The organism is Streptomyces sp. RLB3-17 (genome assembly GCF_007113425.2).
Classification (GTDB): Bacteria; Actinomycetota; Actinomycetes; order Streptomycetales; family Streptomycetaceae; genus Streptomyces; species Streptomyces mirabilis_D.
On the sequence record NZ_CP041610.2, the window covers coordinates 7,552,755 to 7,568,584 of the forward strand.

Below are 15,830 nucleotides of genomic sequence, written 5' to 3' on the forward strand. Positions count from 1 at the left end.
AGTTCGCTATGTGCGCATTCTCCTGGTGCCGTCACCGTACGTTGCTTACCGTATAAACGGGAGGTCGCGATGCGTGTACTCAGAGTGTTCGATATCGCGAATGTCCCTTACCTGTCCGGCAACCCCCGAGGTCTGGGGGTGCGAGAGGAGAACCCATGTCGCTCGACGTCTCACCGGCCCTACTCGAGAAGGCCGAGCGAGGCGAGGTCGACGAAGCAGAATTCGTCGACTGCGTCCGGACCTCCCTGCCCTACGCATGGGAGATGATCAGCTCCCTGGTGGCTCAGCTGAAGGTGGACGGCGGCAACTTCGCCGACAACCAGACGCCTCCGCCGGACGAGCAGGCGCGTGGCCAGCTGCTGCGTGCGCTCGCGAGTGACGCGATACGCGGCGCGCTGCAGCGGCACTTCGGTGTGCGGCTGGCCTTCCAGAACTGCCATCGGGTGGCGGTGTTCCCACTGGACAGCTCAGTGGACGACACGCTGGCACGCTTCACCTCGGTGCGCAGTCAGCTGCTGAATCAGTCGCCGGAGTTCCGAGACTGCTGACGTGACGCCTTGATGCCGCATTGCTTGCCGCTCCGTACGCGGGAGGTGCATCTGTACGGGGCGGCAGGCTCCCCCGGGTCCCCGGGCCGACAGCGGGACGCGGATCGTGGGTGGGTGGGTGTGTGCGTCGGGTCAGGGAGACCGAGTTGTCCGGGCCGCGGGGCGGGACAAGTCGGTTGTGGGGCCCTGGAGACCCTTGGTGGGCCCAGGGCGCCCGCACCCTCTCCCGGGCCCACGCCGTCCGCGGTGACCTGTCTCAGCCGAGGTGGGGGAGTACCTCGGAGCCGAGTCGTTGGACGTTCTCCTCTGTCGCCGCCAGGTCGCCGGAGCCCTCGACGAGGAGGGCGAAGCGGGAGATGCCGGTGCGCTCCGAGGTGGCCGCGAGACGGTCGGCGCACAGGCGCGGCGTGCCCACCGGGTGCAGCCCGCACAGGAGTTCCGTGTACGCCAGCGGGTCCCGCATCGCGCGGGCGCGGCCGTCGACCGTCACATGCGCGTCCAGTCCCTGCCTCAGCCAGCCGGGCATCGCCTTGAGGAGTGTCTCGACGGCGTCGGTGCGACGGTCCGCGATCTGGCAGACGCCGGCCGACACATGGGCCGCGCCGAGGATCTCGTCCGTCGAACGGCCCGCCACACGCGCCAACTGTCGCCACAGGGACACCATTTCGGCCTTCTCCTCGTCACCGACGTGCATACCGAGGAGCATCGGCAGCCCCCGCTCGGCGGCGAGACGCACGCTCGCCGGCGAGGTGCAGGCGACGACGACCTCGGGGCCGGGGGAGCCGCTCAGTGACTCCGACGGCCGGGGCACGACGGGCACTTCGCGGAACCTGAACCGCTCGCCCCGTCCTTCCACGGACGGCTCGCGCAGCCAGCGCACCAGCAGATCGAGTGATTCCGGGAACCCCTTCTCGTACGCCTCCAGGCCCGCGCCGAAGACCTCCAGGTCCACCCAGGGCCCGCCGCGCCCCACGCCCAGCGTGAAACGGCCGCCGGACGTCACGTGCAGCAGCGCGGCCTGCTCGCCGAGTGCGACGGGGTGGACGGTGGGCAGTACGCTCACCGCAGTACCCACGCGGATGCGGCTGGTGCGGCCCAGCAGCAGGGCGGCCAGGGTCACCGCCGACGGGCACGTCCCGTACGGCACGAAGTGGTGCTCGGCCAGCCACACCGCGTCGAGCCCGGCCTCTTCGGCGACCTCGGCCGTGCGCACCGCGCGGTGCAGGGCCTCCCCCTGGCCCTGTCCCGGGAACTGGGCCGCCAGTACAAAACTTCCAACGTGCATGGTGCTTTCCTGCTTCCTCGGCTCCGACGCGGAGCTCCCCCACCGGCATAACCGCCCGACACGTGCCGAGGACACGGCCTGTCGGAGAGATTTGCGGATTGTCTGCAGAATGAGCCGACGGGAGGGCGATCTGAGGGGGTTGGTGGGGTACGGCTACCCCAGTCCGCTCCGCGTAGGCTGGAGCAGACCCTGCTCCCTGTATAGCTCCGTGAGGTGTCCTGTGTCCCCGCGTCGCAACCGCCCCAAGGGTTCCGACCCCTCCGACCGGAGCGCGGAGGACGACCGCTCCGGGCGGTACGGCGGCTGGCAGTCCACGGAGAGCTGGCAGGGCGAGGAGTGGAGCGTGCGCCATGTGGCGGGCGCCAGCGCCGAGGGCAAGACCTACCGCTGCCCGGGCTGCGACCAGATGATCCCCTCCGGCGTCCCGCACGTGGTGGCCTGGCCCGAGCACTCGGGCGTCGACGAGCGCCGCCACTGGCACAAGGCCTGCTGGAACGCGAAGGACCGCCGCACCTCAAGGGTGCAGCGGTCCCGTAACGCGCCCAGGTTCTAGGCCCCTTCGGGCCGGAGCGGACTCACACGTCGCGGCGCTCCAGCAGCACGTACGCGCCGGCGATCGCCGCCGCCGTCACCCCGGCGAGCAGACCGAGCTGCGCGACGCCGCTGCCGTTCTCGTTGTTCAGGGCGAAGACCCTGGCGAGGGCGTTGGGAGCGGCGTACTCCTGCATCTTCTCGCCGATCGTGCGCATGCTCTGCGACATCATCAGGAACGCGGGCAGGATCGCGGGCACCAGCACGACACCGAGCATCGTGGTGATCGCGCCCGCCGAGTGCCGCAGCATCGAGCCCACCGCGAGGGACAGGACGCCGAGCAGCGAGACGTACAGCGCACCCTTGACGACCGTGCCGCCCCACGAGACGTGCGAGGAACCGCTGTGCATGGCCGAGGTCATGAGGCCGACCAGGCCGATGGAGAACACCGAGACGGTGAACGCCACCGCGAAGAAGATGATCAACTTGGCGGTGAGCACCCGGTGGCGCTGCGGCGAGGCCGTGAAGGTCGTGCGGATCATGCCCGTGCCGTACTCGGAGGAGACGACCAGGACGCCCAGCGTGATCAGGCAGATCTGGCCCAGTATCAGCCCGAAGAAGGCCGGGATCGTGTACGGCACGTCGCCGAAGTCGGAGTCCTGGGTCTGCGCGGCGACCAGGAAGCCGATGCCGACCACCAGGAGCAGGAAGATGCCGAGCGTCCAGAGCGTCGAGCGCACCGACTTGATCTTCGTCCACTCGGAGGTGAGCGCGTGGCCGAGGTGGGTGGGGGTGACCGGGATCGGCGAGCTGTACGAAGTGCCGGGCGCCGCCTGCCAGGTGGGGGCAGCGGCGGCCTGCTGCGGCATCGGGGGCGGGGGCGTGCTCATCGGGCGTCCTCGGGCTTGGTCAGGTCGGGGGTGGCGGGAGCGGCGGGCGCCGGGGGCGCGACGGGCGGCTGCGCGGGGGCCTGGGGAGCGGGCTGGGCGTACGGGTTGACGTCCGCGGTACCCGGCGCACCCGGGGTGCCCGGAGCGCCGTAGGGACCCGCCTGCGGGGCGCCCTGCGGCATCGCGAACGGCTGCCCGCCCTGCTGGGGCGGCGGCGGTGCGTACCAGCCCGGCTGGCCCTGGCCCGCGACCGGCAGCTGCGGCGGCGGTATGGCACCCGGCGGCAGCTCCTGCTGGAGCCCGGCCTTCTGGTCGATGGTCGAGCGGTAGTCGACGGCGCCCTGTGTCATCCGCATGTACGCCTCCTCCAGCGAGGCCTGGTGCGGAGAGAGCTCCCACAGGCGTACGTCGGCGGAGTGCGCGAGGTCGCTGATGCGGGGCAGCGGCAGGCCCATCACGCGCAGCGCGCCGTCCTGCTCGGGCAGCACCTGGCCGCCCGCCTCGGTGAGCGCGGCGGTCAGCTTCTCGCGCTGCTGCGGCTCGGTCTCCGGGGTGCGGACCCGGGCGAAGTCGGCCGAGTTGTGCGAGATGAAGTCCTTGATGTTCTGGTCGGCGAGCAGCTGACCGCGCCCGATCACGATCAGGTGGTCGGCGGTCAGCGCCATCTCGCTCATCAGGTGCGAGGAGACGAAGACCGTGCGGCCCTCCGCCGCGAGCGCCTTCATCAGGTTGCGGACCCAGAGGATGCCCTCGGGGTCGAGGCCGTTGACCGGCTCGTCGAAGAGCAGCACCTGAGGGTCGCCGAGGAGCGCGGCGGCGATGCCGAGCCGCTGTCCCATGCCGAGCGAGAAGCCCTTGGAGCGCTTCTTGGCCACGTCCTGCAGCCCGACCACGCCGAGTACCTCGTCGACCCGGCGGGCCGGGATGCCCGACAGCTGGGCGAGGCAGAGCAGGTGGTTGCGGGCGTGCCGGCCGCCGTGCACGGCCTTGGCGTCGAGGAGCGCGCCGACCTGGCGGGGCGCGTTGGGCAGCTTGCGGTAGGGGAAGCCGCCGATGGTGACCTGCCCCGAGGTGGGGTTGTCGAGGCCGAGGATCATCCGCATCGTCGTCGACTTGCCCGAGCCGTTGGGCCCGAGGAAGCCGGTGACGGCACCCGGCCGCACCTGGAAGGAAAGGTTGTACACGGCCGTCTTGGCGCCGTAGCGCTTCGTCAGGCCGACTGCCTCGATCATGCTCCGCACCCATCGAAAGGTTCAGGACGTCGGGGCGCACGCCCCCGTAAGGGTTAGGAGGATATCGGGGCGCTGACGGTTCCACTCAAGAGTAAGTAAAAATGTGCAGGTCACGCGGGGGGCGGGCGGGAGAACGGTCTTACCTGGGGCCTTACCCGCACCCTACCTTTGTCAGGTACCCGTCCTGCCTGGTCAGGCTGGAAACGGAACCTCCGCACCCGATACCGCAGCCGATACGGAGCACGCCTCACGCCCGACGGGGAAGCGAGTCGTCCAGCGGTGGCAGGTCGTCGTACAGCCGCAGCTCGGACGCGTCGTCGACGTACGGCAGGAAGTCCGTCTGCGGCAGTACCCAGCCCTCCTCACCGAAGACCAGCGTGCCCCGCTCGCGCAGCGCGCGGTCGGCTCCCGCGCGCCGCACCCAGGTGGCCGGGTCGGGACCGAGCAGTTCGCGCAGCCGGGCGGAGCCGGCCAGCAGCGCGGCGAGCAGCTGCGCCTGGTCGCCGCCGCCCGGACGCGGCTGCCCGGTGGCCGGATCGGCGAGCACCCCGTGCGCGCTGAAGTAGATGTACGCGCCGCCGAGCCGCTCGCCGGAGGGCATCGTCATCGCGAACGCGTCGCCCGGGAGTATCGCCCGCCGGTAGTCCGGGAACTCGGTGTCGTCGACCGCCTTCAGCTGCGTCGAGTCCAGCCAGGTGACGACGAGCGTGGTCTCGGCGCGCGGGTCGACGTACGGCGTCCCCGCCACGTACCCCGCCGGACTGATGTGCCCCGAGCAGCCCACCCCGATGCCGTGCACCCGCACCGGCACCATCGGCACGGTCGCCTGGATGCCGAGCCGGGTCAGCTTGTGGGCGACCTGGCCGGGGGAGGCGTTGGAGCCGACGGCGATCACCGGGTGGCGGTGCCCGGTGCCGACCTGGCCGAGGTCGGCGAGCGCCTCGTCGAGCCGCTGCTGCTCCTGGCGCTCCTCCACGTACCACTCGCCGAGCCGCAGCGGCCGCACGTCGAGCTGGAGCAGTTCGCCACCGGTGAGCAGCGAGGGCTCGGTGGTGGGACGGCCGGGATAGGTGAGCGGCTGCTTCGCGGGCACGTCGTCCAGGCCCAGCGCCTGCAGGCTTCGGTCCTTCGTCGTCACGGTGACGCCCTTCGGGGGTGGTCGCGCGATAGGGGCAACAGCCTTCCACGCGAGATGTACCCGGGGCGGGGCCCGGTCTCCCCGTCCGGACGGGGTTGGCCGGAACGGACACCGGGAATCATGCCGTCCCATTGTACGAGTGGGGGCGAAGTGGGTTACGGGGGAAGTGAGTTGAGGTTGATGAGACGCGGGTGGAGTCGGGTGGGGTCCTCGGGGCGGGGCCGGGCCCATCCGCGCTTCCGTACGTCCGTTCGCTGGTGGATCGCCGGACGTACCGTCCACGCCCTCCTTCTGATGACGCTGGGCGCGCTGGCCGGGCTCTCCGTCGTCATCGCGACCGCGTGGACGCTCACCGAGCACTCGTCGCGGTCGATGGCGGAGCGGTTCTCGAACGGGGAGCGGCTCTTCGACCTGAGTCTCGCGGTGCTGCGGGCGAGTGTCGGTACGGACAATCTCAGCCCCGAGCCGGACAGCACCGCGCACCAGTTGCTCGCCACGGTCGCCTCCGTCACGGGCTCCCTGGTGCCCGCGGTGCTGCTGGGCATCGTCCTGATCAAGATGTTCGCGCTGCGGCCGTTCGTCTGGCGGCAGCGGGCCAGCATCTCGCAGGCCTGGACCGCGGACTTCCCCGGCTACTCGAGGCGCCACGCCGACAGCGAGGACGCGATCATCGCCGTCCGCTTCTACAACCGCTTCGACAACCTGTCCGTCGTGGATCTGCGCGCCCGTGCCCATCTGCGCTACCTGGAGCGCTCCCCGCACGACGGCAGCCTGGTCATCTACAAGCAGTGGCTGAAGGTCCTGGACGCGCAGGGCGAACCGGCCGACGAGCGGTACTGGCTCGCGGTCGAGCGCGGGGCGCCCTTCACCGTGTGGATACCGGTCGAGGCACCGGTGGCCGAACTGCCGTTCCGGCGTATCCAGGGCAAGGAGCTGTCCGGCTCGTACGGCGTCAAGCTCCTCGTCCGGCTGACGGCACGGACGGTGGGCCTGGGCACCGAGGTCGCCGACGAGCGCTGGTTCGACCTGGAGGCGGGCGACTTCGAACTCGGCCGCTTCGTGCCGCTCCAGCCGGACCTCGACAAGGACGTGTGGCGCTGGGAGGGCTGGACGGACTTCGACGCCCTGGAACCCCACCCGAACGGCGAGGACCCCAGGCCCTGAAGGTCGTCTACGCGTCCCGCCTCTTCAGCAGCAGATAGCCGCCGAGGAGCGCCGCGACCACCCACAGGACCATGATCACCAGGCCGCCCCAGGGTCCGTACGGGGTGTCGTCGCCGATCGGGGTCACCACCCGCATGATCTTGCTGCCGGCCTGGTCGGGCAGATAGCGGCCGATCTTCTTGGTCGCGGACACCGCGCCGAGGATGTTGGAGATCAGGAAGAAGAACGGCATGAGGATGCCGAGCGAGAGCATCGGGCTGCGCAGCATCGTCGCGACGCCCATCGAGAAGACCGCGATCAGCGTCATGTAGAGGCCGCCGCCGATCACCGCGCGCAGCACCCCGGAGTCGCTGATCGACGCGCTGTGCGTGCCGAGCGCCGCCTGTCCGAGGAAGAAGGCGATGAAGCTGGTGATCATGCCGACGACGAGGGCGAGCCCCGCCGCCACCGCGATCTTGCTGAAGAGGAACGTGGCGCGCTGCGGGACCGCGGCCAGCGAGGTGCGGATCATGCCGGTGCTGTACTCGTTGCCGACCACGAGCACCCCGAACACGATCATCGCGAGCTGACCGAGGGTCATCCCCGCGAAGCTGATGAACGTCGGGTCGAAGGAGAGCCGGTCCCTCTCGCCCATCTTGTCGAACTCGTTGTTCGACAGCAGCGAGATCAGGATGCCCAGCGCGATCGTGACCACCGCGGCGAGACTGAGCGTCCAGACGGTGGACGCGACCGACCGGATCTTGGTCCACTCGGACTTGAGGACCTGGGTCGCCGCCATGCTCAGGTCTCCTTGTTCCAGCCGCCGCCCCACTGCTGGGGCGGGGCATCGGTGTGCGCGTGGTACTCCACCGACTCCGCGGTCAGCCGCATGAACGCCTCCTCCAGGGAGGCCTGCTGGGGGCTCAGCTCGTGCAGCACGATCTGGTGCTGCGCGGCCAGCTCACCGATCTGCTCCGACTTCGCGCCGTCCACCTCCAACGTCCCGCTGCCGCTCTCGACGACGGTGATCCCCGCCCCGTGCAGGACGTCGAGCAGCCGCTCACGCTGGGGGGAGCGGATACGGACGTACGACCGCGAGTTCTGCGCGATGAAGTCGGCCATGGAGGTGTCCGCGAGGAGGCGGCCCTGGCCGATGACGACGAGGTGATCCGCGGTCAGCGCCATCTCGCTCATGAGGTGACTCGACACGAAGACCGTACGGCCCTGGCCGGCCAGGGACTTCATCAGGTTGCGGATCCAGTGGATGCCCTCGGGGTCGAGGCCGTTGACCGGCTCGTCGAACATCAGGATCCGCGGGTCGCCGAGCAGCGCGCCCGCGATGCCGAGTCGTTGGCCCATGCCGAGCGAGAAGCCCTTGGCCTTCTTCCTGGCCACCGAGGTGAGGCCCACGGTGTCCAGGACCTCGTCCACCCGCGCCTTGGGGATCCCGTTGCTCTGGGCGAGACAGAGGAGGTGGTTGAAGGCGCTGCGGCCGCCGTGCATGGCCTTGGCGTCCAGCAGGGCGCCGATGTACTTCAGCGGGTCCTTGAGGTGGTCGTAGTGCTTCCCGTCGATGCGTACGTCGCCCGCGGTGGGGCGGTCGAGGCCGAGCATCATCCGCATCGTCGTGGACTTGCCCGCACCGTTCGGACCGAGGAACCCCGTGACGATACCGGGTCTGACGGTGAAGGTCAGATGGTTGACCGCCACCTTCTCGCCGTACCGCTTGGTCAGCCCCTCTAGCTCGATCATGCGGACACGGTAGGACGCGGTCTGGGGCCGTGCCACTTGGGCGGCGGTGTGTTTGCCGCATGTTCACCGTCTCCGACCGCCGCGTCATCGTGGCTTGTCGCGCCCACGCGGCGGAGCGGCGAAACGTCACCGTCCCGCGCCCCTCGCGGGGGACGCCGACGGCCCGCGCTCCCGAGAAGAGAGCGCGGGCCGGAGTGCTGCCGGAAACCGCCCGAACCTACCGGGACTGCTGGGCCGGAACCCCGCGGGAGATCGGCTCGTCCTCGGCCGGCGTGGTCGCGGCGGCCACCGCGGCGCCCGTGAGCGTCGCGAGCATCTCGCGGACGTTCGTGAGCTGAGCGTTGATCGAGTCGCGACGGTTCGTCAGCGCCGCCAGCTCGCGCTCGGATTCCGAGCGGATGCGGTCGGCCTTGGCGTTCGCGTCGGCCACGATGTCCTCGGCCTGGCGCTGGGCCGTCTCCACCGTCTGGCGGGCGCGGCGCTCGGCGTCCGTGCGCAGCTTCTCGGCCTCCAGGCGGAGCTGCTCCGCGCGGTGCTCGATCTCCGCGAGGCGCTTCTCGGCCTTGGCCTGACGCGACGCCAGGTCGCGCTCGGACTGCTCGCGGCGCTTGGCGAGGTTCGTCTCGAAGTCGGCGGCGGCCTGTGCGGCCTTGGCACGGGTCTCCTCGAAGAGGGCGTCCGCCTCCTCGCGCTTGGACTGCGCGTCCTTCTGCGCCTCCTGGCGCAGCTGGGAGGCGTCGCTCTTGGCCTTCTCGACGATCCGGACGCCCTCGTCCTCGGCCTTGGACTTGCGGTCCGCAGCGAACGATTCTGCGTCGTTGCGGACCTGCTGGGCGGCCGACTCGGCGAGCTCACGGTGCTGCTCGGACGCGCGACGGGCCTCCTCGCGCAGATCCTTCGCCTCCTCCTCGGCGAGGCGGAGGATCTTCTCGACACGCGCGCCGAGACCCGCGTACGACGGCTCCGCGTCGCTGACCTGGGCCTGGGCGTTCTGCGTCTCGAGGTGGAGCTCCTCGATGCGCTTTTCGAGAGCAGTGATACGGGCCAGAGCGCTGTCACGGTCGGAGACGAGCTTCGAAATGCGTTCGTCCACCTGAGCGCGGTCGTACCCACGCCGCACAAGCTCGAAGCCGTAGGGGGAAGTGTCGCTCATGGGGTTCCTGTCGAATGAGACCGGTGAGGTGATAGGTGGAATCCTAGGGGCCAAAGCGGTGTGTCATCGAGCGGATGCGTGTTTGATCTGGAGAATGAGACTCCTTTTGGGTGGCTAACTGTCAGACGGCTTGCCAGAACCTGTGGCAAAGGTCCGTGCAAAGCACGGAATGGGTGGTTATGGCTAGCCTTCTGACGACTTGCCACTCGAACGAGTTGCGCCGGCGGCAGCGCCCGCTTTGACCCCACCGTCCTTGCCTGCGGACGGGGCCTCAAAGGACTCCAACGCCTCCAGGACATCCTGGACACGGGAGATCTCGGCGTTGATGTCCTCGCGCCGGCGGATCAGCACCTCCAGCTCGCGCTTGCCCTCCTCGACCGCGGCCCGCGCCTCGCGGATGGCCTCGGCCTTGATCTCCGTCGCCTCCGCGATGAGCGAGCTCTTCTTCTGCTCGGCCTCCTTGAGGAGCCCCTCGGCCTTCTTGACCGCGGCGATACGGACCTTGCTCGCCTCGGAGTTGGCCTCCGAGACCAGGTCCTTCGCCTTCGCCTCGGCCTCGGCGAGCTGGTCCTCGGCGGCCCGCACCAGCGTGTCGCAGCGCTCGCCGGCCGTCTTCATCGCCTCGGCCGACTCACGCCTGGCCCGCTCGTGCAGTTCCTCGATCTCGGTGGTGACGCGGTCGCGCAGCTCCTCCGCCCGCTCCCTTATGGCGGTCGCGTCCCGGCGCGCGCCGACCAGCAGCTCGTCCGCGTCCGTACGGGACCGCTCCACCAGGGTGTTGCCCTCGACGGTCGCCTCGGAGACCAGCCGCTCGGCCTCGTTGCGTGCCGCGCCCACCATCGTGTCGGCCTGCGACTCGGCGTCCGCCGTGGTCTTCTGCGCGCTCTGCTGCGCCTCGGCGAGCAGCTTGTCCGCCTCGGACGCCGTCTCCGAGATGAGGGTGTCGACCTGCTCGGCCGCCTCGGAGCGCCGCTTGTTGGCCTCCCGGCGCGCCGCGTCCAGCGTCCGGTCGGCCTCCTCGCGGGCCTCGGACGTGAGCCGCTCGGCCTCCGCCGCCGCCTCGGCCTTGACGCGCTCGGACTCGCTGCGGATCCGCTCGGCGTGCTGCTGCGCGGAACCGACCGTCTCGGCGGCCTCGGCGCGCAGCCGCTCCGCGTCCCCGGTCGCGTCCGAGACCAGCCGCTCGGCCTTGGCCACGGACTCCGCGCGCACGCGCTCGGCCTCGGCGTTCGTCTCGTTCGTCAGCCGCTCCGCCTCGGAGCGCGCCTCGGTGATGAGCGTGTCGACCTGCGTGGCCGCGTCCGAACGGATCCGGTTCGCGTCCTCCCGGGCCTCGGCACGGCTGCGCGAAGCGTCCTGCTCGGCGTTCGCGATGGTGTCGGAGGCCTCGGTGCGCACCCGCTCGGCGTGCTCGGCGGCTTCCGAACGCAGCCGCTCGGACTCGGCGATCGCCTCCGAAACCGTACGCTCCGCGAGCGACTTGGCGGCGTCCGTCTCCTCGGCCGCCTCACGCCGGATACGGCTCGCGTCCTCGGAGGCCCGCTCCCGCTCCGCGTACGCGTCGGCGCGGACCCGGTCCGCCTCCTCCTGCGCCTCGGTCCTGGTCCGGTCCGCCGCGTGCTCGGCGGCGCTGCGCAGGCCGGTGATCTCCTCCTGGGCCTGCTCGTGCAGCCCCGCCACGGCGTCGCGCACCTGCTGCGCGGTCTGCTCGGCGCTGGAGACCATCTCGGTCGCGCGCCGGTCGGCCTCCTCGACCAGCCGTACGGCCTCGGCCTGGGCCTCGTCGACACGGTTGCGCGCGGAGGCGAGGAGCTCCTCGCTCTGCTCGCGGGCCCGCTCGCGCTCCTGGTCCGCCTCCTGGCGCGCGGAACCGAGGAGTTCCTCGGCCTCGCGGCGGCGCCGGGCGGCCTCCTCCTGGGCGGCGGCCAGCGTCTCCGCGCCCTCGGTGGCCAGCCGCTCGGCCGCGGCCTGGGCCTCCGCCCGTACCCGGTCGGCGGTGTCCTGGGCCTCCGACTTCAGCCGCTCGGCCTCCGCCGCTGCCTCCGACCGCAGTCGTACGGCGATGTTCTCGCCCTCGGCGCGCGACGTGGAGGCGTCCGCGGCGGCCTCGTTGCGCAGCCGCTCCGCCTCCGCCTCGGCCTGCGCCTGAAGCGTACGGATCCGCTCGGCGGCCTCCGAACGCAGCCGGTCGCTCTCCTCGGCGGCCTCGCGGCGGATCCGCTCGGCGTCCGCCCGTGCGTCGCTCAGCGCCTGCTCGGCCGAGGCGAGCCGCTGCTCGGCCTCGGTGTGCAGCCGGGTCAGCTCCTCGGCGGCCTCCGTCCGACGGGCCGCTATGGCGCGCTCGGTCTCCTCGCGCAGCGTCTCGGCGGCCCGCTCGGCCTCCGCCTTGATCGTGTCGGAGAGCTCGACGGCCTCCTCGCGGTTGCGCTCGGCCTCCTTGCGCGTGCGCTCCAGGGTCTCCTCGGCCTGACGGCGCAGCGTCGTGGCGCGCTCGATGGCCTCGGTGCGCACCCGCTCGCTGTCGCCGGTGGCCGTGTTCCGCAGCTCGTCCGCGTCCGCCTTGGCCTTCGCGAGCAGCTCTTCGGCGGTCTTGGCCGCCTCCTCGATCTGCTGGACGGCCTCGCGCCGGGCCTCGGAGCGGATCCGCTCGCCCTCGGCGTTGGCGTCGGAGCGCAGCTGCTCGGCCTCGCCGCGCAGCCGGCGCGCCTCCTCCTGCAGCTCGACCGTCTTGGCGCGGTACTCCTTGGTGTCGTCCTTCGCCGTGCCCTTGAGCTGCTCGGCGATGTCGTGCGCCTCGGCACGCAGCCGGTCCGCCTCGGACTCCGCCTCGGTGCGGATCCGCTCGGCCTCCTCGGCCGCCGCCTTCCTGGTCGCCTTGGCGTCCTCGGACGCCTTGTCCAGGACGTCCTCGGCGGTACGGGCCGCCTTGGAGAGCTGGGAGGCGGTCTCCTCGGCGGTGAGGCTGCGCGCGGTCTCCTCGGCCTCCGCGACGATCTTCTCGGCCTTGGCCTTGGCGTCCGCGACGGCCTGCTCGGCGTCGGACTTGGTGGTCTCGGCCTCCTTGGTGGCCTCGCTGACCAGCCGGGCGACCTGTTCCTTCGCCGTCCGCGTGCGCTGCTCGTTCGCCGACTCGGCGCTCGCCAGGGCCTTGGCCGCGGCCTCCTTCGCCTCGGCGACGACCTTGTCCGCCTCGGTCCGCGCCTCGCGCAGCGCCGACTCGGCCTCCGTCATGCGCTGCTCGGCGGCCCGGCTCAGCTCGGTGGCCTGGCGGCGCGCGCTGTCCGACTCGTTCGCCGTGGAGCTGCGCAGCTGCTCGGCGTGGTCGGTGGCCTCCTGGGCCTGCATCGACGCGGCGTTCAGCAGCCGCTCGGCGTCCGTGCGGGCCCGGCGCAGCAGCGCCTCGGCCTCGGCGCGGGCCGACTCGGCGTCGTTCGTCAGCCGCTGGCGGGCCTCGGCGGCGATCCGCTCGGCCTCCGTGCGGGCGGCACTCAGCGCCTGGTCCGCCTCCGCGCGCGACTCCTCCAGGAGCCGGCGGGCCTGCTGCTCGCTGCGGGCGCGCAGCTGCTCGGCCCACGCCACGTTCTCGTTGACGTGCGACTCGACGGTCTGACGGCGCTCGGCCAGCTCCTGATCGAGCTGCTGGCGGCGCGCGACCGCCTCCTGGTGCAGCTCCGCCTGCAAGCGGGCGGCCTGCTCGGCGTGCTCCTGGAGGATGCGCTGCGTCTGGGCCCGGGCCTGGCTCATCTCGCGCTCGGCGTCGGCGCGCAGCTGATCGGCCTGGATCTGGGCATTACGGAGCAATTGCTCGGCCTGATAGCCGAGGTCGCCACCGCTGTCGTAGGCAGGCCGGGTCGCCAGACTGCGGCGCGCCTCGTGCAGCTTGGCGCGCAGCACCTCGACCTGATAGCCGAGGTCCTCGGCGTGCTGGACGGCCTTCTCCCGCTCGGTCTTCAGCCGTTCCATCTCGGCCTCGAACCGAGAGAGGTGGTCGACGTCAGCCGCCGGCTCTCGCTCCTGGCGTTCGTAGCCCCGCACTGCGCGGTCCCATCCGTCCCCTGGTCGCAAGTCTCTCCAAACGAACCCCGTCCATCCGCCGAACGGGGCCCCCGGGGAATGGTGTCAGATCAACAGCGGAGCACGGGCTGTCGCCCCGACGCTCGTCCCCCGAAACCTGGACCCCGGCCCTTGACCACGCCGTCCTTCGGACGGCATGACCTCAGGGCCCGTCGCCGGACAGACCCTGGGCCGCCCCGAAACGGCAGCGGCCACCCCCAACCCTACCGGCCCAGATATACGGAGGTCAGTGCTCAGGTGACTCAACAGCCGCCGAAGTGACCAGTTCTGTCAGGACACCATGGCAATCCTTTGGGTGAAGGAACGTGATTCGTGACCCCATGGAGCCGCGTCGGGGCTCGTCGTAGAGGACTCGTACGCCTTTCTCCCTGATATCGGCGGCATCGGCGTCGACGTCCGCCGTACCGAACGCGATGTGATGGACACCTTCGCCGTTCTTCGCCAGCCACTTCCCGACGGCCGAGTCCTCGCGGGTCGGCTCCAGGAGCTGGAGGTAGGAGGCGCCGCCGTCGGACGTCTCATTGATCTTGAGCATGGCCTCGCGGACGCCCTGCTCCTCGTTGACCTCGGAGTGGAAGACCTCGAAGCCGTACGTCGCCCGGTAGAACTCGACAGTCGCGTCGAGGTCGAAGCAGGCGATACCGATGTGGTCGATTCGCGTCAGCATGGAGTCAGTGCAGCGCTCATACGGCGGTTACGCAACGTGCGCGCGATCACACTGACTGCCGGATGACGGGTGGCCTACCGCTCAGTACATTCAAGTAAACCCTCGTTCACTCCTCGGCTGTGCAGCCGGTAAGGGGATCGCACCTCATGTCTGGAACGAACAGCAGTACCTCGGTGATCGTCGCGGGCGCCCGAACGCCCATGGGACGGTTGCTGGGCTCGCTGAAGTCCTTCTCCGGGGCCGACCTCGGAGGCTTCGCGATCAAGGCCGCCCTCGACCGTGCGGGGATCGGTGGCGACCAGGTGCAGTACGTGATCATGGGTCAGGTGCTGCAGGCCGGGGCGGGCCAGATCCCGGCGCGCCAGGCCGCGGTCAAGGCGGGCATCCCGATGAGCGTCCCGGCGCTCACGATCAACAAGGTGTGTCTGTCCGGTCTCGACGCCATCGCGCTCGCGGACCAGCTGATCCGCGCGGGTGAATTCGACATCGTGGTCGCGGGCGGCCAGGAGTCCATGACGAACGCGCCCCACCTGCTCCCCAAGTCCCGTGAGGGCTTCAAGTACGGCGCGATCGAGATGCTCGACGCGATGGCGTACGACGGTCTCACCGACGCCTTCGAGAACATCGCCATGGGCGAGTCGACGGAGAAGCACAACACACGCCTGGGCATCGCCCGCCCGGAGCAGGACGAGATCGCGGCCCTCTCCCACCAGCGCGCGGCCACCGCCCAGAAGAACGGCATCTTCGAGGCGGAGATCACGCCCGTGGAGATTCCGCAGCGCAAGGGCGAGCCCGTCGTCTTCAGCAAGGACGAGGGCATCCGCGCCGAGACCACGGTGGAGTCGCTGGCCAAGCTGCGCCCCGCCTTCACCCGGGACGGCACGATCACGGCGGGCACCTCCTCGCAGATCTCCGACGGCGCCGCGGCCGTGGTCGTGATGAGCAAGACCAAGGCGCAGGAGCTCGGCCTCCAGTGGATCGCCGAGATCGGCGCGCACGGGAACGTCGCGGGTCCGGACAACTCCCTCCAGTCCCAGCCGTCGAACGCGATCCTGCACGCTCTGAAGAAGGAGGGCCTCGACGTCTCCGATCTCGACCTGATCGAGATCAACGAGGCGTTCGCCGCGGTCGCCGTGCAGTCAATGAAGGACCTCGGCGTATCCACGGAAAAGGTGAACGTCAACGGTGGTGCCATCGCCCTCGGTCACCCGATCGGGATGTCCGGCGCCCGCCTCGTGCTGCACCTCGCCCTGGAGCTCAGGCGGCGCGGCGGCGGGGTCGGCGCGGCGGCGCTGTGCGGTGGTGGCGGGCAGGGTGACGCGCTGATCGTGCGGGTACCCAAGGCCTGAGGCCGTTGTCTCTTTCCGTACGACCCTGGTGCGTACGACTCTGAACGACCTCGGTGCGTACGACTCTG

13 protein-coding genes are annotated in these 15,830 nt (G+C 70.7%); 4 read left to right on the top strand and 9 right to left on the bottom strand.

From position 1 onward, the window contains the following. Nucleotides 1-155 precede the first annotated feature (155 nt). On the top strand, nucleotides 156-548 hold the full coding sequence (locus FNV62_RS34300) for an SCO5389 family protein (protein ID WP_054233210.1): 393 nt from the start codon (nucleotides 156-158) through the stop codon (nucleotides 546-548). A gap of 256 nt (nucleotides 549-804) precedes the next feature. Here the strand turns inward: FNV62_RS34300 and FNV62_RS34305 are convergent, their stop codons facing one another. After that, nucleotides 805-1,833, bottom strand: coding sequence for an LLM class flavin-dependent oxidoreductase (locus tag FNV62_RS34305; RefSeq protein ID WP_143628128.1), 1,029 nt, complete (start codon nucleotides 1,831-1,833; stop codon nucleotides 805-807). A 220-nt stretch (nucleotides 1,834-2,053) separates the two neighbouring features. On the opposite strand from FNV62_RS34305, the gene FNV62_RS34310 reads away from it, so the two are divergent. Then, nucleotides 2,054-2,386, top strand: a complete 333-nt coding sequence (locus FNV62_RS34310; RefSeq protein WP_054233208.1) for a hypothetical protein — start codon at nucleotides 2,054-2,056, stop codon at nucleotides 2,384-2,386. A gap of 22 nt (nucleotides 2,387-2,408) precedes the next feature. On the opposite strand, the gene FNV62_RS34315 is transcribed toward FNV62_RS34310, so the two are convergent. The 3 genes from FNV62_RS34315 to FNV62_RS34325 form a co-directional block, all read right to left on the bottom strand. Continuing rightward, nucleotides 2,409-3,254: an ABC transporter permease subunit gene (locus FNV62_RS34315; protein WP_097286255.1), complete on the bottom strand. Its 846-nt coding sequence runs from the start codon at nucleotides 3,252-3,254 to the stop codon at nucleotides 2,409-2,411. Next, a complete protein-coding gene (locus tag FNV62_RS34320; RefSeq protein WP_143628130.1) occupies nucleotides 3,251-4,486 on the bottom strand; it encodes an ABC transporter ATP-binding protein in 1,236 nt (411 codons plus the stop codon). Before FNV62_RS34320 ends, FNV62_RS34315 begins: the two co-directional genes overlap by 4 nt. Nucleotides 4,487-4,733: 247 nt before the next feature. Then, nucleotides 4,734-5,624 (bottom strand): hypothetical protein, encoded by an 891-nt coding sequence (locus tag FNV62_RS34325; RefSeq protein ID WP_225900471.1) that lies wholly within the window; start codon nucleotides 5,622-5,624, stop codon nucleotides 4,734-4,736. A 201-nt stretch (nucleotides 5,625-5,825) separates the two neighbouring features. Between FNV62_RS34325 and FNV62_RS34330 the strand changes: the two genes are divergently transcribed. Beyond that, nucleotides 5,826-6,788: a hypothetical protein gene (locus tag FNV62_RS34330; RefSeq protein ID WP_143602941.1), complete on the top strand. Its 963-nt coding sequence runs from the start codon at nucleotides 5,826-5,828 to the stop codon at nucleotides 6,786-6,788. Between the two features lie 7 nt (nucleotides 6,789-6,795). Here the strand turns inward: FNV62_RS34330 and FNV62_RS34335 are convergent, their stop codons facing one another. The 5 genes from FNV62_RS34335 to mce all read right to left on the bottom strand — a co-directional run bounded on the left by FNV62_RS34335 (nucleotide 6,796) and on the right by mce (nucleotide 14,413). Beyond that, a complete protein-coding gene (locus tag FNV62_RS34335) occupies nucleotides 6,796-7,566 on the bottom strand; it encodes an ABC transporter permease (protein ID WP_143609240.1) in 771 nt (256 codons plus the stop codon). Between the two features lie 2 nt (nucleotides 7,567-7,568). Next, nucleotides 7,569-8,519: an ABC transporter ATP-binding protein gene (locus tag FNV62_RS34340; protein WP_097289206.1), complete on the bottom strand. Its 951-nt coding sequence runs from the start codon at nucleotides 8,517-8,519 to the stop codon at nucleotides 7,569-7,571. Between the two features lie 217 nt (nucleotides 8,520-8,736). Then, on the bottom strand, nucleotides 8,737-9,672 hold the full coding sequence (locus FNV62_RS34345; protein WP_060901293.1) for a hypothetical protein: 936 nt from the start codon (nucleotides 9,670-9,672) through the stop codon (nucleotides 8,737-8,739). Between the two features lie 183 nt (nucleotides 9,673-9,855). Then, nucleotides 9,856-13,707 (bottom strand): polarized growth protein Scy, encoded by a 3,852-nt coding sequence (gene scy, locus FNV62_RS34350; protein WP_054233201.1) that lies wholly within the window; start codon nucleotides 13,705-13,707, stop codon nucleotides 9,856-9,858. A gap of 265 nt (nucleotides 13,708-13,972) precedes the next feature. Further along, nucleotides 13,973-14,413 carry a methylmalonyl-CoA epimerase gene (mce, locus tag FNV62_RS34355; protein ID WP_054233200.1) on the bottom strand — a complete coding sequence of 147 codons (441 nt, stop codon included), beginning with the start codon at nucleotides 14,411-14,413 and terminating at the stop codon, nucleotides 13,973-13,975. Nucleotides 14,414-14,559: 146 nt separating this feature from the next. Between mce and FNV62_RS34360 the strand changes: the two genes are divergently transcribed. Beyond that, nucleotides 14,560-15,762, top strand: coding sequence for an acetyl-CoA C-acetyltransferase (locus FNV62_RS34360; RefSeq protein WP_054233199.1), 1,203 nt, complete (start codon nucleotides 14,560-14,562; stop codon nucleotides 15,760-15,762). Nucleotides 15,763-15,830: the final 68 nt, after the last annotated feature.